Raw genomic sequence first — 15,599 nt, 5'->3', positions numbered from 1 at the left:
TCCCCCTAACTCAGCTGTCAGCATGGCCCGATGCAAAAACGCGACGACGTAATCGTGGTCGGCGGTGGCATCGCTGGACTCACGGCAGCGGCTCTGCTGGCACGCGACGGTGTTTCAGTCACACTTTTAGAGGCGCATTATCAGCTGGGGGGCTGTGCAGGGACCTTCCGTCGAGGGGAGTACACCTTTGATGTGGGTGCCACCCAAGTGGCAGGCCTTGAACCTGGTGGCAGCCACGCCCGCATCTTTCAACATCTGAATCTTCCTCTCCCAGAGGCCGAACTGCTTGATCCAGGCTGCGTGGTCGACCTGGCCGATGGGTTCACCCCCGTGCGCCTTTGGCACGATCCCCTCCGCTGGCAGCAGGAACGACAACAACACTTTCCAGGCAGTGAAAGGTTTTGGCAGCTCTGCAGCTTTCTTCACCAAAGCAATTGGCAATTTGCTGGTTCCGACCCTGTTTTACCGATTCGCAATGGCTGGGATTTAAAGCAAACGCTTGCTGCGCTCCATCCCGGAAATCTGCTCAGCGCCCCCCTAAGCCTCTGCACAGTCAAAGACCTCTTAACGCTCTCTGGCTGCAGCAGTGATCAACGCCTGCGTCGCTTTCTCGATTTACAGCTCAGGCTTTACTCCCAACAACCCGCCGATCAGACCGCAGCGCTTTACGGAGCGACGGTGTTGCAAATGTGCCAAGCCCCACTTGGCCTATGGCACCTCCACGGATCGATGCAGGTGCTGAGTGAATCGCTGGCATCTGGGTTGAAGCGCGATGGAGGAACCATGCTTCTGCGTCACCGCGTGCAGCAACTTCAACAAAACTCAGATGGTTCAGGCTGGCAATTACTCGTAGAAGGACCAGGCCAAAAGGAGCAGATCTTTCGAGCTGGCGATGTGATCAGCACGCTCCCTCCTCAGTGTCTCCCTGAGCTCATCGCTCCTGAATGCAACGCTCACCAGATCCCAATGCCAGCGGCCTATCGCCAACACCTCACCGAGCTCGAGGCGCCCAGTGGGGCACTGGTGTTTTATGGCGCCATCGACAGGGCCTATCTGCCGGACAACTGTCCAGGCCATTGGCAACGAGATGCAAGCGATCCTGGCTCAGTGTTTATCTCCATCAGCCGTGAGGGAGATGGCAGGGCGCCGAAAGGGCAAGCCACCGTGATTGCCAGTGTGTTTACAACCCCTAAGGGTTGGTTCTCAGGCTCAGAGCCCGAATACCAAAGTAAAAAGAAGGCCTGTCAAGCCAAAATCCGCAGCGAAGTCGAAGCCGCCTTGGGCTTGTCCGATCACACCTGGCGTCATCAGGAGCTGGCGACACCACGGGGTTTTCTCCGCTGGACAGGGCGGCCAAATGGCATCGTCGGCGGCTTGGGGCAATCCCCCAGTCGTTTCGGACCCTTTGGCCTGGCGAGCCGTACTCCAATGCCTGGGCTCTGGCTGTGTGGCGACTCCATTCATCCGGGTGAGGGAACGGCAGGCGTCACCCTGTCTGCCCTCATGGCCTGCAGGCAGTTGTTGGCTCAACGCGGCCAAACCCTTCAGCTGAACAGTTGAAGTCCTCTGCTAATCCGAAAGAAACTGCGGTCTTAGGGATTGCGTCTTTTCCAGCTCTTTCTCAAGCTGAGCCCAATGCCCCTCAAGAATCGCTTCCTCGAGCTGCTCCAAACTCCAGCGATAAGCCGCTAAGGAGCGAAGCACCGCTTGGGTGTTGTGTGACGCCATTGCAGTCCCAAGCGCCGGGTTGCCACCCCCCACGCGGCTGGTATCGGCAAAGCCGCTTGATGCCAAGGTCCTCGCCAGGTCGAGAACTGCAGGATCACGTTCTTCTCCTACCGCTCGCAACAGAGCGGCACTGACGATGACCGGTAGATGGGAGATCAGCGCCACGGCCTGGTCATGACGCGCAGCATCGGCTGTAAGCCAATGGCTCCCGAGACGCACGGCCAGCTGGTGGATCACCTCAAGCGCTGCAGGGTCCGTGGCGGACTCAGGGGTCGAGACCCAAGGACGGCCACAAAACAGTCCCGGCAGACCGGCATCAACCCCTGCTTGAGCCGTTCCTGCCATGGGATGGCTGCCCACAAAGCGCGGATGAAGATCGCGCCAAACCGCCAGTACCTCTGCCTTCACCGAGCCCACATCCGTGACCACCGCCTGTTCGGGGAGGGCGCTTAGCAGGCTCTCTTCCGGTGTCAGCAACGACTCCAAAGGGAGGGCAAGAATCACCAGGTCGCAATCCTGAAGACAGCTGGGATCCGTGCTGACCAATGGAGCAAGCCCTCTGCTCCGGGCCCGTTCCGCGGTGACTTCACGGTGAACCAGGCCTTGCACCTCAACCCCTTGTTGGGTGAGGTCAAGGGCGATCGAACCACCAATCAACCCCATCCCCACCACGCCAACGCGATGGATCGACCATGGCTGCGACTCTTGCCCCGGATCCATTCGATCGATTTCGCTCATTTACCTATGTTGATTGATCGATCCACCTGAACCAAACCAATTCAGAGCACTGCTTAGGCTCCTTTGATGCTGGAAGTCCAAGCCCATCAGCAGCTCAAGCAACTTCTCCATCTGGAGGAGATTCCGTGGGAGCACCATCTGACGCTCAGCCGTCTGATCGGTCGCAGCTTGCGCAGACAAGATCGCACCCGCATCCGCTTGTCTGCTGGAGAGCGGGATCGCTGGTGGCTGGGGTTGCTTGTTCCTCTTTGCCTGCAATCCCAAGACTGCGTGCTGGTGCTTGATGAACGCCAACGGCAACGCTTCCTTCAAGTCGAACTGCCTCGCCTTCGCCAGGGAGGCTTAAGCCTTGCCTGCTGGAGCGGCAGCACGGCTCCTCCAGGCTCGCAACTCTGGCTGCTCTCTCCCGCCGAACTGGTCAATGTTCACCGCCGCCGCGGCTTCAAGCGTTCGCATCAGTTGATCATTCCTGAAGCGGAATCTTTGGCGCACCATCTGCGCCAAGCGATGGAACTCAGCATCGAAACCCAGGATTGGGATCGGTTACGTCAGGCCTACCCAACAGCAGGTCCAGCGCTCCTCGACCTCCACGAAAGGCTCAGCCGCCAATTGTTCGCCGCCTCCAGCCGATCCACTTGCGAGCTCCCCATGCCAAGCAACGCGTTGGTGAGCCTGCGCGACTTAATCGGCCTGCTTGGGGCTGCACCAGAGCCTTGGACTGAGTTATTAACCCTCCAAAGTTCGCAATGGGCCAGCTGGGCACACCTCGACCAACACCTGCTGCAATGGACCTGGACTCTCCAACCCCTGGAGCCGCTTCAAACCCTTCATTGCCTGCTGGAGCAACACCCCTCGATATTTCTCCAAACGGACGGCGTGTCTCTGGAGCGGAACAGGCGTACCGGAGAGAGCTCAACGGAGTCAGGGTCCGTGGTGGACATCCAGCTCCACGATCGAATGCGCACGGAGCCGCTGCGTTTGTTCGCACCCAGACGACAACCGTTGCCGAATACGGCGATCTATGCGGAGCATCTGCTTGATCAATGCCGGCGCTTGATTCTTGGCCGTCGTGGGCTGACCGTTGTGCTGCTGGAGGATCCAGGGCTAAGGCAAAAACTCACCACCGAACTTGCTGGAGAATTTGGCAGCAGAGTGATTCATCAATGCACAGCACCGGACGTCAACGGAGTGATCTGCTGCGGTTGGTCTTGGTGGATGGACCATCAGAACCAGCTACCAGCCCTGGATCAGCTCATCATTGCCCTACTTCCTGTGTCCAGCCTGGAAGATCCGCTCACAGCCGCTCGGGTGGAATCGTTGAAAAAACTTGGACAGGATTGGTTCCGCGACCTGCTTCTGCCGGAGGCTCTAGCGAAGCTGGTTCCAGCGATCGCCCCCGTCAGGCAGAGCGGCGGACGGCTTGCCATTTTGGATGGAAGGGTCCGCGCACGCAGCTGGGGCAAACAGGTCCTACGCGCCCTTGAGCCCTGGTCTCCTCTCCAGCGGCTGTTACCGGACTGACACCGTCCCTAGTCTTGAGATCTGCCAATTAACCTGCCTCGATGGGAGAAGCTCGACGTCGCACCAGCCAGGGACTACCTCCTAAGCAACGCAAAACAGACCCCAAGGACAGCGAGCGAATCGTTGCCTGGCTGCCGTTAACCCGGAGCCAATCCCAGCAATTCGTTGCCCTCACAACAAAGGGGGCCTGGATTGGGATCGGAGGGCTCGTGGTTCTTTGGATCGTGGTGCGTTTTATTGGGCCAGCAGCAGGCTGGTGGACACTCTCCGACATGCCATAACCCTTCTGCCGAAAGCAGGGCAGCCAGAAGCCGATCAACCGAAAACCAGTTAAAACCTTGGTCATGAGCCTTGATGCCCTTGCTTCAAGTCTTCAAAAGCAAGGCATCATTTGCGGCCGAACTCGGCGATCAGCTGGGTTGAATTCCGCAATGGGCGCGAACTCGTGAAATTTGAGGGTGCAGAAGCCATTGAGGAGCGCTCCGCACTGGGAAGCACCCCTGAAATCGCAAGCCGCTAAGCAGCCCCATCAGCAACCGACTTTTTATCCGTGTCAGCAGGTTTCGCCAAAGGCTTGGCAGCCGCTGAGCGGGCCGCAGCAGCCAATGGACGCATGGAATTCGAGGTCACTTCCGATCCTTCGGTCAACTTCTGACGCACAAGCACTTCGATGGTGTCCTTGGCCTCAGGGTTTTGCTCGAGCCAACCGATTGTGTTGTCACGACCTTGACCAATGTTGTCGCCCTCGTAGCTGTACCAGGCCCCTTTACGCGTAACGACTCCTGTTTCCTCAGCCAGATCAAGAATGCATCCGAGCGTGCTGATGCCACGCCCAAAGAGGATATCGAACTCAGCGATGCGAAACGGAGGTGCCACCTTGTTTTTCGCCACCTTCACTTTCGCCCGAATGCCGTACTCCTCAGTGCCACGTTTCAGGGTTTGGATCCGGCGAATATCAAGCCGCACTGAGGCATAGAACTTCAGCGCATTGCCACCCGTTGTGGTCTCAGGATTGCCATAGGTCACTCCGATCTTCAGACGAAGTTGGTTCAGGAAGATCACGGTGCAACCGGATTTACCGATGTTGCCAGTGATCTTGCGCATGGCCTGGCTCATCAAGCGAGCTTGGCCCCCAACAGACAAATCACCCATCTCTCCTTCAATCTCAGCCCGAGGCGTCAACGCAGCAACGGAGTCGATCACCACGATGTCGACCGCAGCAGAACGAACGAGCTGATCGACGATCTCAAGTGCCATCTCACCCGTATCCGGCTGGGAGACCAGGAGGTTTTCAACATCAACACCAAGGGAAGCCGCATAGACAGGATCCAGGGCGTGCTCAGCATCGACAAACGCCGCCACACCTCCACGCTTTTGCACCTCAGCGATGGCATGCAGCGTCAGCGTGGTCTTGCCTGAACTTTCAGGCCCGTAAACCTCAACCACTCGCCCCTTTGGATACCCGCCGCCAAGGGCAAGATCAAGAGTCAGAGCGCCCGTGGAGATGGTTTCCACCCGCATCCGGGAGGCATCTCCCAAACGCATAATTGAGCCCTTTCCAAAATTTCGCTCGATCTGACCGAGCACAAGGTCCAAGGCTTTATCCCTCTCACCTGGACGGGGATCTCCTGCGGAGGAATGAGCGGCTTTCACGTCGGCTGGCATAGCAATGAACAGTTAAGGAGCAAACAGGTGCCGCAGGTCGCCGATTCAGCCAGCGGGAGACCCGCAAACCGAAGTCGACTTAACACTGGACAGATCATCCAATGCCCCGGCCAACACCACTTGTCTCATCTAGTACACATGTACGTTATCGAATCAGGGCCAGATCGCCAAGGGGGCGGCAAATTTGCTGGTCGAGAGCAAATCCAGCCCTTCAAGCAACCCCTCTCGGTCCGCCGGACGCAGATATCCCCAATCGGCCAGAAAGCACTTCAGCCCTTCAAGCCCAGGCGTCTCCAACACCACTTCAAGAGTGGCCCGCCGATCTTCCACAAAACCCTTCAGCGACCATTCGCGGCGCAAGCGAAGTAACACCTCAGGCTTTGGGCCGGACTCTCTGCCATCGAGGCGTACGGGTCGAAGCTGAAAAGCGTCAAGCAACTCAGCCGTGAAATCTCGCCCTTTTGTCGTGAGCACAGACCAAGCCACACCCTCCTCCTCCAATCCCGCCAAACGTTCCGGCACCCCTTCAAACGGCCGATGCAATGCCACCCAGCCAGCACGATCGCCCGACACGGCCTGACGACGAACGCGCTCGAGGGAGTCTTGTAGCAGCGACGGCTGCCATCCAAACCGATCGAGACCAGCGCGAAGCTGCTGGTCATAGTCGGCGGCGAAAGCTTCAACACCAAGACGCTGCAACGGTCCGTCTGACTCTTGAAGCAATGCAGCGATCAGGACCATCTCCCAGCCGTGATGCACCCAGGGACGCAATTGACGAAAGCGGCTGGGTGTGTGCTCCGGCAATAACACCCCCTGGAGAAGGGAGAGACAAGCTCCTCGAGAACTTGACCAGTATTCATCCATCCCGTCGAGGATCACCCCGTCGAAATCGAAAACGAGGAGAGGTTGCAACGACACCGGGAATCCGGAAAAACTGGGCCGCTAGGATTCGAACCTAGGAATGGCGAGACCAAAACCCGCTGCCTTACCGCTTGGCGACGGCCCATTAACTCCAGCTCAGCACCACCAAACTGGTGATCCCTGCTAGCGCATACATAGTTACCCACAACATAGTGACCTTCGTCAATCCACCTCTCACAACGAATCCCTGATTCAGGGTGGAAACACTCTCAGTCGCCGCTGACCACTCATGCCATACACATCACTGCGCAGGCTGTAGCGAGTCACAAGGTCAGCCTGCATTTGGCGCACGTCTTCGCTGCGGGGAAGGAGCTCCACGGGACGGCCCTGCGGAACCACCACTTGTTCGACAGCTAAACGGCATTCCTCAAGAGCGGCAGAAGCGTCGGACTGATCACCAGAGTCCGCTGAGTCTCGATGGCTCAGGCCAGAATCACGGCGCATCAATAGACGCTCCAAAGCCCTCTCCACTTGAGGGAGGGTGTCGGATTTGATGACCAAAATCGGAACACCAGCGTCTCTCGCTTGACGACGCAGTTCAGGTTGACGGCCAAGCCCTTGGCGAACGCTCAGCACCACATCGGCCTGCACTAGATCATCCACGGCCTGAACAGCCCAGCCATGACGGCGAACCGCTTCATCCAACCGTTGCTCGCTCAGGCCACAACAAAGAACCTGGAACATCTTTGAAGGCGCCTGAGACTCCTTCAGTTCTGACTGCACAGAACCCATCCCTATGGGTTGCAGTGGGCTTGGATCAACGGGGTTTGGAAGCGGCACCGGCACCAAGGAAGGCCGCCGTAAAGGCGAGGGAGAGGGTTGGGATTCAACCCGAAGAACGCGTCCATCCGAGGCCATTTTTCTATCTTCAGCACTGGGAACTTGCCCGCGAAGCAGGGCATCAACCGCTCGTCCCACCTCTCGATAAACAGCCCAGTGACTGCGACTGTGCATCTCCACGGCCATTGAGAAAGTGGGTTCAGCCGCCCGTTCGAGCACCGTTTTCTGACTGCGACGACGGCGGGCCTCATCGTCACCAAGAGTGACGGATTCAATGCCACCAATGAGATCGCACAAGGTGGGATTTTTGATCAAATTGGACAGGGCGTTGCCGTGCGCTGTCGCCACCAAGGTCACACCCCGTTCAGCAATCGTGCGGGCTGCACGTGCCTCCAACTCGGTGCCGATTTCATCAATGACGATTACTTCGGGCATGTGGTTTTCCACGGCCTCGATCATCACGTGATGCTGAAGCTCTGGTCGAGCCACCTGCATGCGCCGCGCTCGACCAATAGCGGGATGAGGAATATCACCATCCCCCGCAATTTCATTGCTGGTATCAATCACCACGACACGCTTTCCCAGGTCATCGGCGAGCACGCGAGCAATCTCTCGCAAGGCCGTTGTTTTCCCAACCCCGGGCCGGCCCATGAGAAGCAACGACTCGCCGCTATCGAGAAGATCGCGCACCATCGCCACCGTCCCAAACACAGCGCGTCCAACTCGGCAGGTCAGGCCCACCACCTCGCCACGACGATTACGAATGGCACTGATGCGATGCAAAGTTCTCTCAATGCCCGCCCTGTTGTCAGAACCAAACTGACCGAGACGTTCCACCATCGCCTGGAGATCATCACGCGTAATGCTGCTGCCTCCAAGAGGGGTCGACCAACCTGAATAACGAGCTTCTGGAACACGTCCAAGATCGAGAACAACCTCGAGGAGTTGGTCTCTTGACTCCGGAGAAGCCAACAAAGCTTGGAGCTCTGCAGGAAGCAAAGAAACAAGTCGGCTTAAGTCGTCGGTGATGCGCTCGGTCGTCATGGCTCACTCGCCCAGCAGTCGGACCGAAAACATTCATAGCAAGAGGAACACAGGGTCGGTGTCCGATCAGCTACGCCGCAACCAGGGAGCAATCAATGTGCGAGCAACTTGAACAGACCGAGCCCAGCCATCCGGCCAATCGCGCAAGCGACGTCCTTGGTCTTGCGCCGCTTGAAAAAAGGGCTGAACGAGCGCCCTGGCCACCCCACCAAAAGCAACACCAGCAGGTCCAATCGACCCGCCTTTGCGTGGAAGCAAACCAAGCGTTGCTGTGTTGGTCCCACCAGCCAACTGCAATGGACCAGGCGGAGCCAAGGGCTGAATCTGCTCCCAAAGACCAACTGCCGAACGGGCAGTTCCAACCCCAAGATCTCCGCTCATCGGACGGCCATCAAGCTGCCAAAGCGGGCGTTGCTGGTGTGCACGCAAGGCCTGATAACGCTGCCACAGTTCTTTGGAAAGCGACTCCACTGTGACGTCATGGCCTTCAAGACCACAACTCACGGACAGCCGCTTCAGGGGAACATCAGCGAGACGAACCTGTTCAAGGGTTGCCTGGAAAGCATCCATGCGCCCTGGGGCCGTATGGATTTCCAATGCGTCTGGACGCAGGTCATGAAGAAGGGGGGCCAAATCATTCAGGCCCACTCGCCGATCCAAGGACTGGATCAATTGAGGCGGGCATGCCGGCCAACAGCGACCGCACCCGTAGCAAAGCCGTTCATCCACCCCAACTGCTGCACGGATGGCATCGGTTGGACACACCCGTTCGCAAGGCCGTGAACAGTCGGGGGGACAAAGACCTGGATCGAAAACCGCCTTGCGGAAATGGGCATCATTTCCGTCGCTCACACTCACCATCAACCAAGGGCGCCGCCCCGTGCGCTCCCAGGCCCAATCCAATCCATCGCGGGCAGCACGCACAACGGCAGCGTCAGCCGCCACATCCACGCAATGAACTCCTGCTACAGAGAAGAGCGCACACAGATCCCCGATCGTGGCCAAGTCTTGGTTGCTGGCGCCACAAATCAACTTGACCCATGAACCATTTGCCAGAGCTAGCTCGCCGGCATCCGCTCTCTGAAGAGCAGTTTTCACGGTGAGGTTCAGTTGTTCAGAAGCTCCTTCATGGGTTGCCAGCGAAGACTTCGAGCGCCACCCATTTCCACAACCACTTTCAAACGAGGTTCTCGGCGGCAAAGATCACACAGGGCCGACAATTCGGAGCGAGATAGCACCTGGCCTTCAAGAAGCCATAGCGCAACAGGCTTCGACCCAAGCATCGCCTCACCAAGCAGCGGCATCACCTCTTGGACCTCGCCCACAGCGGCACCACGGCCAACGCTTTGATGACCGAGATGGGGCGGACGGATTCCATGTTTTTGAAACAAAAACACCTCGGGGTCGCCCAAACCGCGGGCAGACGAAAGCTGAGTGCGATAGCCAGCTCCTCGCAATCGCCGCAACAAGCGAGTTTCGGCACCACCCTCTAGGGGCGCGAAGACTGCCATGCAACCTGCCGACTCCAGCTCACGGCGGAAACCACGACCAGACAGCAGCAGCGGCATGAAATTGGCTCGAATAACGAGATTCTGGCAGTTGAGCGTCGCCAATTAATGACTTGATCGCAATGCTGTAGTGTCTTTGTTTGCACTGTTGAACTGTGCCCGTCCGCTAGCCGGGCCTCCAGATCACAGAGCAGGTTCGGCGTTTGCGCCGGATCCCCAGGCCAGCGCGGTCTCACCAATTCATTGGTGTTACTGCCGAGAAACTCACCGAGCAAACCATTGCACGGAAAGTCTCAGCCAGCTGATTCGCTCGCTAGCTCCAATCCGGCTTCTTTTTCGTCACTGGCGAATCGATGACGGTCATGACTGCGTCAATACGATCAGCGCCCTCTCAGGCCTCTTCATTCCTTAGTGAATAAGCGGTTGTTCACGCTGGCGTTCTTACCTCCATGTCTATAGGCATTCTTGGGAAAAAATTGGGCATGTCCCAATTCTTCGACGAGCAAGGCAAATCCGTCCCGGTCACATTGATCGAGGCAGGCCCTTGCCGGATCACCCAGCTCAAAAGTTCAGAAACTGACGGCTATCAAGCCGTACAGATCGGCTTTGGCGAGATTCGCGAAAAGCTGATCAACAAACCAGCGAAAGGGCATCTCGCCAAATCTGGCGAGGACCTCGTTCGCCACTTAACTGAATACCGCGTCGACGATCTCGACGGGATTCAGTTAGGTGGCGCGGTCACCGTCGGTGACTTTGCGGCTGGTCAAAAAGTAGACGTCAGTGGCGACACCATGGGTCGTGGCTTTGCTGGTCTGCAAAAGCGCCATGGTTTCAGTCGTGGGCCAATGTCGCACGGCTCCAAAAATCATCGCCAACCCGGTTCGATCGGTGCCGGCACAACGCCAGGCAGGATCTATCCAGGCAAACGGATGTCCGGTCGCTACGGCGGCAAAAAAATCACCACCCGTGGTTTGACGATCCTGAAAATTGACAGTGATCGCAACCTTCTCGTGGTGAAAGGTTCTGTTCCTGGGAAACCAGGTTCATTACTGAACATCCGTCCCGCAAACCGGGTGGGCGCCAAGCCCGCTAAAGGAGGTAAGTGATGGCTAACTGCATCGTTCGCGATTGGCAAGGCAAAGAAGCTGGCAAGGCAAGCCTTGATTTAAAGGTTGCCAAAGAGACCAGCGCCCTTGACCTGATGCATCGCGCAGTGCTGCGTCAGCAGGCTCACAGCCGTCAAGGCACCGCAAGCACTCTCACCCGATCAGAGGTGAGAGGTGGTGGACGCAAGCCCTACAAACAAAAAGGTACGGGCCGCGCACGCCAGGGTTCTGTTCGCACTCCACTCCGTCCAGGTGGCGGGATCATTTTTGGACCCAAGCCCCGGTCCTACAACCTTGCGATGAACCGTAAGGAACGTCGTTCAGCCCTTCGTACCGCCCTCATGGCGCGTATTGAGGATCTCGTGGTGGTGAAAGATTTCGCAACCACGCTGACGGCTCCTAAGACCAAAGAGATCATCGATGCTCTGGGGAGACTCGACGTCTCCGCCACGAGCAAGGTTTTGATCATCCTCATCAACCCTTCCGAAGCGGTGCAACGCTCCATTCGGAACTTGGAAACGGTGAAGCTGATCGCAGCCGACCAACTCAACGTCTTCGATCTGCTCCACGCCAACAAGCTGGTTGTGGGCGAAGACGCTCTCGCAAAGATTCAGGAGGTCTACGGCGATGACTGAGCGCTTCACCGGACGTCTAGCCGATGTGATCCGCCGCCCGCTGATCACTGAAAAGGCAACCCGTGCTCTGGAACAAAACCAGTACACCTTTGAGGTGGACCCTCGAGCCGCCAAGCCCGACATCAAGGCTGCAGTCGAACAGCTCTTCGATGTCAAGGTCACGGGCATTAGCACCATGAATCCTCCTCGCAGGAGTCGTCGTATCGGTCGTTTTGCCGGTAAGCGCGCTCAAGTGAAGAAAGCAGTGGTGCGCCTGGCCGAGGGCAACTCCATCCAACTCTTCCCTGAGTCCTGAGGGGGCTGAATCGTTATGGCAATTCGTACTTTCCGCCCCTATACCCCCGGTACCAGAACCCGGGTGGTCACAGACTTCAGTGAAGTCACCGGCCGCAAGCCGGAACGCTCCTTGGTGGTGTCCAAACACCGCCGCAAAGGACGCAACAATCGTGGTGTGATCACCTGCCGTCATCGCGGTGGTGGTCACAAGCGCCTGTATCGCTTGGTCGACTTCCGTCGCAACAAGCATGGTGTTACCGCCAAAGTGGCCGCGATTCACTACGACCCCCACCGCAATGCGCGGTTGGCCCTTCTCTTCTACGCCGATGGCGAGAAGCGCTACATCCTGGCTCCGGCTGGGATCAGCATCGGCCAAACGGTGGAGTCAGGCCCTGAGGTACCAATCGAGATCGGCAATGCCATGCCGCTCTCAGCAGTGCCGCTTGGTTCCAGTGTTCATTGCGTCGAGCTTTATGCCGGACGCGGTGGTCAGATGGTTCGGACCGCAGGCGCGAGCGCTCAAGTCATGGCCAAAGAGGGCGATTACGTCGCCCTCAAACTCCCCTCCACAGAGGTGCGCCTCGTGAGATGTGAGTGCTTCGCCACTCTTGGCGAAGTTGGCAACGCCGAAATTCGCAATACCAGCTTGGGTAAAGCTGGTCGCCGCCGTTGGCTGGGACGTCGTCCCCAGGTCCGAGGCAGCGTAATGAACCCTTGCGATCACCCTCATGGTGGTGGTGAAGGCCGTGCTCCTATCGGGCGCTCGGGACCTGTCACTCCATGGGGCAAACCCGCTCTTGGCCTAAAAACCCGCAAGCGGAACAAGCCCAGCAACAAGTTCGTCCTCCGGAAACGTCGCAAGACGTCCAAGCGGAGCCGTGGCGGACGCAATTCCTGATGTCACTCACCGCTTTGCAGTTCGCTTAATCCGCCATGGGACGTTCTCTCAAAAAAGGCCCATTTATTGCTGACAGCCTTCTTAGCAAGGTTGAAAAGCAAAACGCCGCTGACGACAAGTCAGTCATCAAGACGTGGTCTAGGGCCTCCACGATTTTGCCGATGATGATCGGCCATACCATTGCCGTTCACAACGGCAGAACCCACGTGCCAGTCTTCGTGACTGAGCAAATGGTGGGGCACAAATTGGGTGAATTCGCACCCACGCGCACCTTTAAGGGCCACATCAAAGACAAGAAAGGAGGCCGCTGAGACCATGACAACGTCATCCCCAACGGCAACCACTGCCCAAGCGCACGGCCGCTTCATCCGCGGCTCCGTCTCCAAGGTGCGTCGTGTACTCGATCAAATCCGTGGCCGCACCTACCGCGACGCGCTGATCATGCTCGAGTTCATGCCTTACCGCTCCACCGGTCCGATCACGAAAGTGCTTCGCTCCGCTGTAGCCAATGCTGAACACAACCTTGGACTTGACCCAGCAACCTTGGTCATTTCCCAGGCCACTGCTGACATGGGTCCATCCATGAAGCGGTATCGGCCCCGCGCTCAAGGTCGCGCCTTCGCGATCAAAAAACAGACCTGCCACATCAGCATTGCTGTGGCAGCTCAGACCGACTCCTGACCCCCCGAGCACACCGTCTGAATGGGAAACAAAATCCATCCAACCGGCTTCCGCCTGGGGATCACCCAGGAGCACCGGTCACGCTGGTACGCATCCAGCAAAAACTATCCCGCCCTCCTTCAAGAGGACGATCGGATTCGCAAGTTCATCCACAAGAAGTACGGCTCAGCCGGCATCAGCGATGTGCTGATCGCTCGCAAAGCTGATCAACTTGAGGTTGAGCTCAAAACAGCGCGCCCAGGCGTGCTGGTTGGCCGTCAAGGCAGCGGAATCGAAGATCTTCGCAGCGGCATTCAAAAGACCGTTGGAGATTCGAGCCGTCAGGTTCGGATCAACGTGGTTGAAGTGGAGCGGGTGGATGCCGACGCATTCCTTCTCGCTGAGTACATCGCTCAGCAACTCGAGAAACGCGTGGCATTCCGCCGCACCATCCGCATGGCTGTTCAGCGGGCTCAACGAGCCGGCGTACTTGGCCTAAAAATCCAAGTCAGCGGCCGCCTGAATGGTGCCGAAATCGCTCGTACTGAATGGACTCGTGAAGGACGTGTGCCCTTGCACACCCTTCGCGCCGAAATTGATTACGCAACCAAAGTGGCCAGCACGACCTATGGCGTTCTGGGCATCAAGGTTTGGGTCTTTAAGGGAGAAGTTTTGAGCGACGACTCCCAGCAGCAGATCCCGGTGGGAGCCAATCCCCGCCGTCGGGGCGGTCGTAGGCCCCAACAGTTCGAAGACCGCTCAAACGAGGGTTGAACCGGAGGCCTAAATCATGCTGAGTCCCAAAAGAGTCAAATTCCGCAAACAACAGCGAGGCCGTATGCGCGGTGTCGCCACCAGAGGCAACACCATTGCCTTCGGTGAGTTTGCGCTGCAAGCCCAAGAATGCGGCTGGATCACTTCGCGTCAAATCGAAGCCAGCCGACGTGCCATGACCCGCTACGTCAAACGTGGCGGAAAAATCTGGATTCGAATCTTTCCTGATAAGCCTGTCACCATGCGTGCCGCTGAAACCCGTATGGGTTCTGGTAAGGGCAACCCAGAATTCTGGGTTGCTGTGATCAAGCCAGGCAGGATTCTGTTCGAGATGGGCGGTGAGGAAATCACCCCTGAAATTGCGAAGGAAGCCATGCGCCTGGCGCAATACAAGCTTCCTGTAAAAACAAAGTTCATCTCTCTCGATGAACAGGAACAGCCAGCCGGCACTAAGGCTGCTGCCTCTTCAACCGTGGAGTCCTGACCATGGCACGTCCTACAGCAACAGATCTGCGCCAATTGTCTGACGCAGATGTCACCGAACAAATCGACGGCCTCCGCCGCGAATTGTTCGAACTCCGATTCCAGCAGGCCACTCGCCAGCTGGGCAACACGCACCGCTTCAAGGAGAGCCGTCTCAAACTGGCTCAGTTGCTGACGGTGCAATCGGAGCGCAAGCGCTCCACTGCTTCCTGATCCTTAAGGAGAACCTCTTATGGCACTCAAAGAAAGGGTCGGCACCGTCGTCAGCGACAAGATGGACAAAACGGTGGTTGTGGCGGTGGAGAACCGCTTCCCCCATCCCATCTATCAAAAGACGGTCAGCCGGACCACCCGCTACAAAGCCCACGACGAAGACAACGCTTGTCGCGTTGGTGACCGTGTCCGGATTACCGAGACGCGTCCACTGAGCCGCCACAAGCGCTGGGCGATTGCTGAAATCCTCAGTAAAAGCCCAAAAGCTGAGGAGGTGTCCCAATGATTCAGCAGGAAACATTCCTCACCGTTGCTGACAACAGTGGCGCCAAACGGATCCAATGCATTCGTGTTCTCGGCACCAATCGCCGCTATGCACACGTTGGTGACGTGATTGTGGCCACTGTCAAGGATGCGATGCCCAACATGGGTGTCAAAAAGTCAGACATCGTCAAGGCCGTCGTGGTTCGGACCAAAGCCACCATGCGTCGCGATACGGGTAACTCCATTCGTTTTGATGACAACGCAGCCGTGATCATCAACGACGACAAAAATCCCAGAGGCACTCGCGTCTTTGGACCCGTTGCCCGTGAATTGCGGGAACGCAGTTTCACCAAAATCGTGTCCCTCGCTCCGGAGGTGATCTGAA

20 protein-coding genes, 1 tRNA gene and 1 pseudogene are annotated in these 15,599 nt (G+C 57.6%); 15 read left to right on the top strand and 7 right to left on the bottom strand.

Annotation, left to right across the window (positions count from 1 at the left end; translation table 11 throughout):
* Positions 1-30 precede the first annotated feature (30 nt).
* Positions 31-1,560, top strand: coding sequence for a C-3',4' desaturase CrtD (gene crtD, locus SynPROS91_RS02185; protein WP_186518066.1), 1,530 nt, complete (start codon positions 31-33; stop codon positions 1,558-1,560).
* 9 nt (positions 1,561-1,569) lie between these two features.
* On the opposite strand, the gene SynPROS91_RS02180 is transcribed toward crtD, so the two are convergent.
* Entirely contained in the window at positions 1,570-2,466 is an 897-nt protein-coding gene (locus SynPROS91_RS02180; RefSeq protein WP_255439865.1) for a prephenate/arogenate dehydrogenase, read from the bottom strand.
* A 66-nt stretch (positions 2,467-2,532) separates the two neighbouring features.
* Here SynPROS91_RS02180 and SynPROS91_RS02175 point away from each other — a divergent pair, with 66 nt between their 5' ends.
* The 3 genes and pseudogenes from SynPROS91_RS02175 to SynPROS91_RS12345 all read left to right on the top strand — a co-directional run.
* On the top strand, positions 2,533-3,987 hold the full coding sequence (locus tag SynPROS91_RS02175; protein ID WP_186518064.1) for a helicase: 1,455 nt from the start codon (positions 2,533-2,535) through the stop codon (positions 3,985-3,987).
* Between the two features lie 41 nt (positions 3,988-4,028).
* The gene (locus SynPROS91_RS02170) at positions 4,029-4,268 is read left to right on the top strand and encodes a DUF2839 domain-containing protein (protein WP_186518062.1); all 240 of its coding nucleotides are present in this window, start codon (positions 4,029-4,031) and stop codon (positions 4,266-4,268) included.
* Between the two features lie 128 nt (positions 4,269-4,396).
* A pseudogene (locus SynPROS91_RS12345) lies at positions 4,397-4,507 on the top strand (DUF1815 family protein); the annotation flags it as partial.
* On the opposite strand, the gene recA reads toward SynPROS91_RS12345, so the two are convergent.
* From recA to SynPROS91_RS02135, 6 genes are all read right to left on the bottom strand, one after another.
* Positions 4,504-5,652 carry a recombinase RecA gene (gene recA, locus SynPROS91_RS02160; protein ID WP_186518060.1) on the bottom strand — a complete coding sequence of 383 codons (1,149 nt, stop codon included), beginning with the start codon at positions 5,650-5,652 and terminating at the stop codon, positions 4,504-4,506. The pseudogene SynPROS91_RS12345 and the gene recA sit on opposite strands and share 4 nt — an antisense overlap.
* Before the next feature lie 153 nt (positions 5,653-5,805).
* The gene (locus tag SynPROS91_RS02155) at positions 5,806-6,570 is read right to left on the bottom strand and encodes an HAD family hydrolase (protein ID WP_186518058.1); all 765 of its coding nucleotides are present in this window, start codon (positions 6,568-6,570) and stop codon (positions 5,806-5,808) included.
* Positions 6,571-6,586: 16 nt separating this feature from the next.
* Positions 6,587-6,658 (bottom strand) — tRNA-Gln (locus SynPROS91_RS02150).
* Positions 6,659-6,765: 107 nt separating this feature from the next.
* Positions 6,766-8,397 carry an AAA family ATPase gene (locus SynPROS91_RS02145; RefSeq protein WP_186518056.1) on the bottom strand — a complete coding sequence of 544 codons (1,632 nt, stop codon included), beginning with the start codon at positions 8,395-8,397 and terminating at the stop codon, positions 6,766-6,768.
* A gap of 66 nt (positions 8,398-8,463) precedes the next feature.
* Positions 8,464-9,495, bottom strand: a complete 1,032-nt coding sequence (locus SynPROS91_RS02140; protein WP_186518054.1) for an LdpA C-terminal domain-containing domain — start codon at positions 9,493-9,495, stop codon at positions 8,464-8,466.
* A gap of 8 nt (positions 9,496-9,503) precedes the next feature.
* Positions 9,504-9,965, bottom strand: a complete 462-nt coding sequence (locus tag SynPROS91_RS02135) for an NAD(P)H-quinone oxidoreductase subunit N (protein ID WP_186518052.1) — start codon at positions 9,963-9,965, stop codon at positions 9,504-9,506.
* Positions 9,966-10,354: 389 nt separating this feature from the next.
* Between SynPROS91_RS02135 and rplC the strand changes: the two genes are divergently transcribed.
* From rplC to rplN, 11 genes are read left to right on the top strand one after another with little or no spacing between them, the layout of a single operon-like run.
* Positions 10,355-11,011, top strand: coding sequence for a 50S ribosomal protein L3 (gene rplC / locus SynPROS91_RS02130; protein ID WP_186518051.1), 657 nt, complete (start codon positions 10,355-10,357; stop codon positions 11,009-11,011).
* Positions 11,011-11,646 (top strand): 50S ribosomal protein L4, encoded by a 636-nt coding sequence (gene rplD, locus SynPROS91_RS02125; protein WP_186518049.1) that lies wholly within the window; start codon positions 11,011-11,013, stop codon positions 11,644-11,646. Before rplC ends, rplD begins: the two co-directional genes overlap by 1 nt.
* Entirely contained in the window at positions 11,639-11,941 is a 303-nt protein-coding gene (locus SynPROS91_RS02120; RefSeq protein WP_186518048.1) for a 50S ribosomal protein L23, read from the top strand. The genes rplD and SynPROS91_RS02120 overlap by 8 nt, the downstream gene beginning before the upstream one ends.
* Before the next feature lie 15 nt (positions 11,942-11,956).
* Positions 11,957-12,820: a 50S ribosomal protein L2 gene (rplB, locus tag SynPROS91_RS02115; RefSeq protein WP_186518046.1), complete on the top strand. Its 864-nt coding sequence runs from the start codon at positions 11,957-11,959 to the stop codon at positions 12,818-12,820.
* 35 nt (positions 12,821-12,855) lie between these two features.
* Positions 12,856-13,131, top strand: a complete 276-nt coding sequence (gene rpsS / locus SynPROS91_RS02110; RefSeq protein WP_186518044.1) for a 30S ribosomal protein S19 — start codon at positions 12,856-12,858, stop codon at positions 13,129-13,131.
* A gap of 4 nt (positions 13,132-13,135) precedes the next feature.
* Positions 13,136-13,501, top strand: coding sequence for a 50S ribosomal protein L22 (gene rplV, locus SynPROS91_RS02105; protein ID WP_186518042.1), 366 nt, complete (start codon positions 13,136-13,138; stop codon positions 13,499-13,501).
* Positions 13,502-13,522: 21 nt separating this feature from the next.
* Positions 13,523-14,254 carry a 30S ribosomal protein S3 gene (gene rpsC / locus SynPROS91_RS02100; RefSeq protein WP_186518034.1) on the top strand — a complete coding sequence of 244 codons (732 nt, stop codon included), beginning with the start codon at positions 13,523-13,525 and terminating at the stop codon, positions 14,252-14,254.
* 16 nt (positions 14,255-14,270) lie between these two features.
* On the top strand, positions 14,271-14,738 hold the full coding sequence (gene rplP / locus SynPROS91_RS02095) for a 50S ribosomal protein L16 (protein WP_186518032.1): 468 nt from the start codon (positions 14,271-14,273) through the stop codon (positions 14,736-14,738).
* Positions 14,739-14,740: 2 nt separating this feature from the next.
* Positions 14,741-14,950, top strand: coding sequence for a 50S ribosomal protein L29 (gene rpmC / locus SynPROS91_RS02090; RefSeq protein ID WP_186518030.1), 210 nt, complete (start codon positions 14,741-14,743; stop codon positions 14,948-14,950).
* Between the two features lie 19 nt (positions 14,951-14,969).
* Positions 14,970-15,236, top strand: a complete 267-nt coding sequence (rpsQ, locus tag SynPROS91_RS02085) for a 30S ribosomal protein S17 (RefSeq protein ID WP_186518028.1) — start codon at positions 14,970-14,972, stop codon at positions 15,234-15,236.
* A complete protein-coding gene (rplN, locus tag SynPROS91_RS02080; RefSeq protein WP_186518026.1) occupies positions 15,233-15,598 on the top strand; it encodes a 50S ribosomal protein L14 in 366 nt (121 codons plus the stop codon). The genes rpsQ and rplN overlap by 4 nt, the downstream gene beginning before the upstream one ends.
* Position 15,599 lies beyond the last annotated feature (1 nt).

Origin of the sequence: Synechococcus sp. PROS-9-1 (assembly GCF_014279775.1) — a bacterium.
In the GTDB taxonomy this organism is placed as follows: domain Bacteria; phylum Cyanobacteriota; class Cyanobacteriia; order PCC-6307; family Cyanobiaceae; genus Synechococcus_C.
This window is presented reverse-complemented; position numbering and strand designations above follow the sequence as displayed.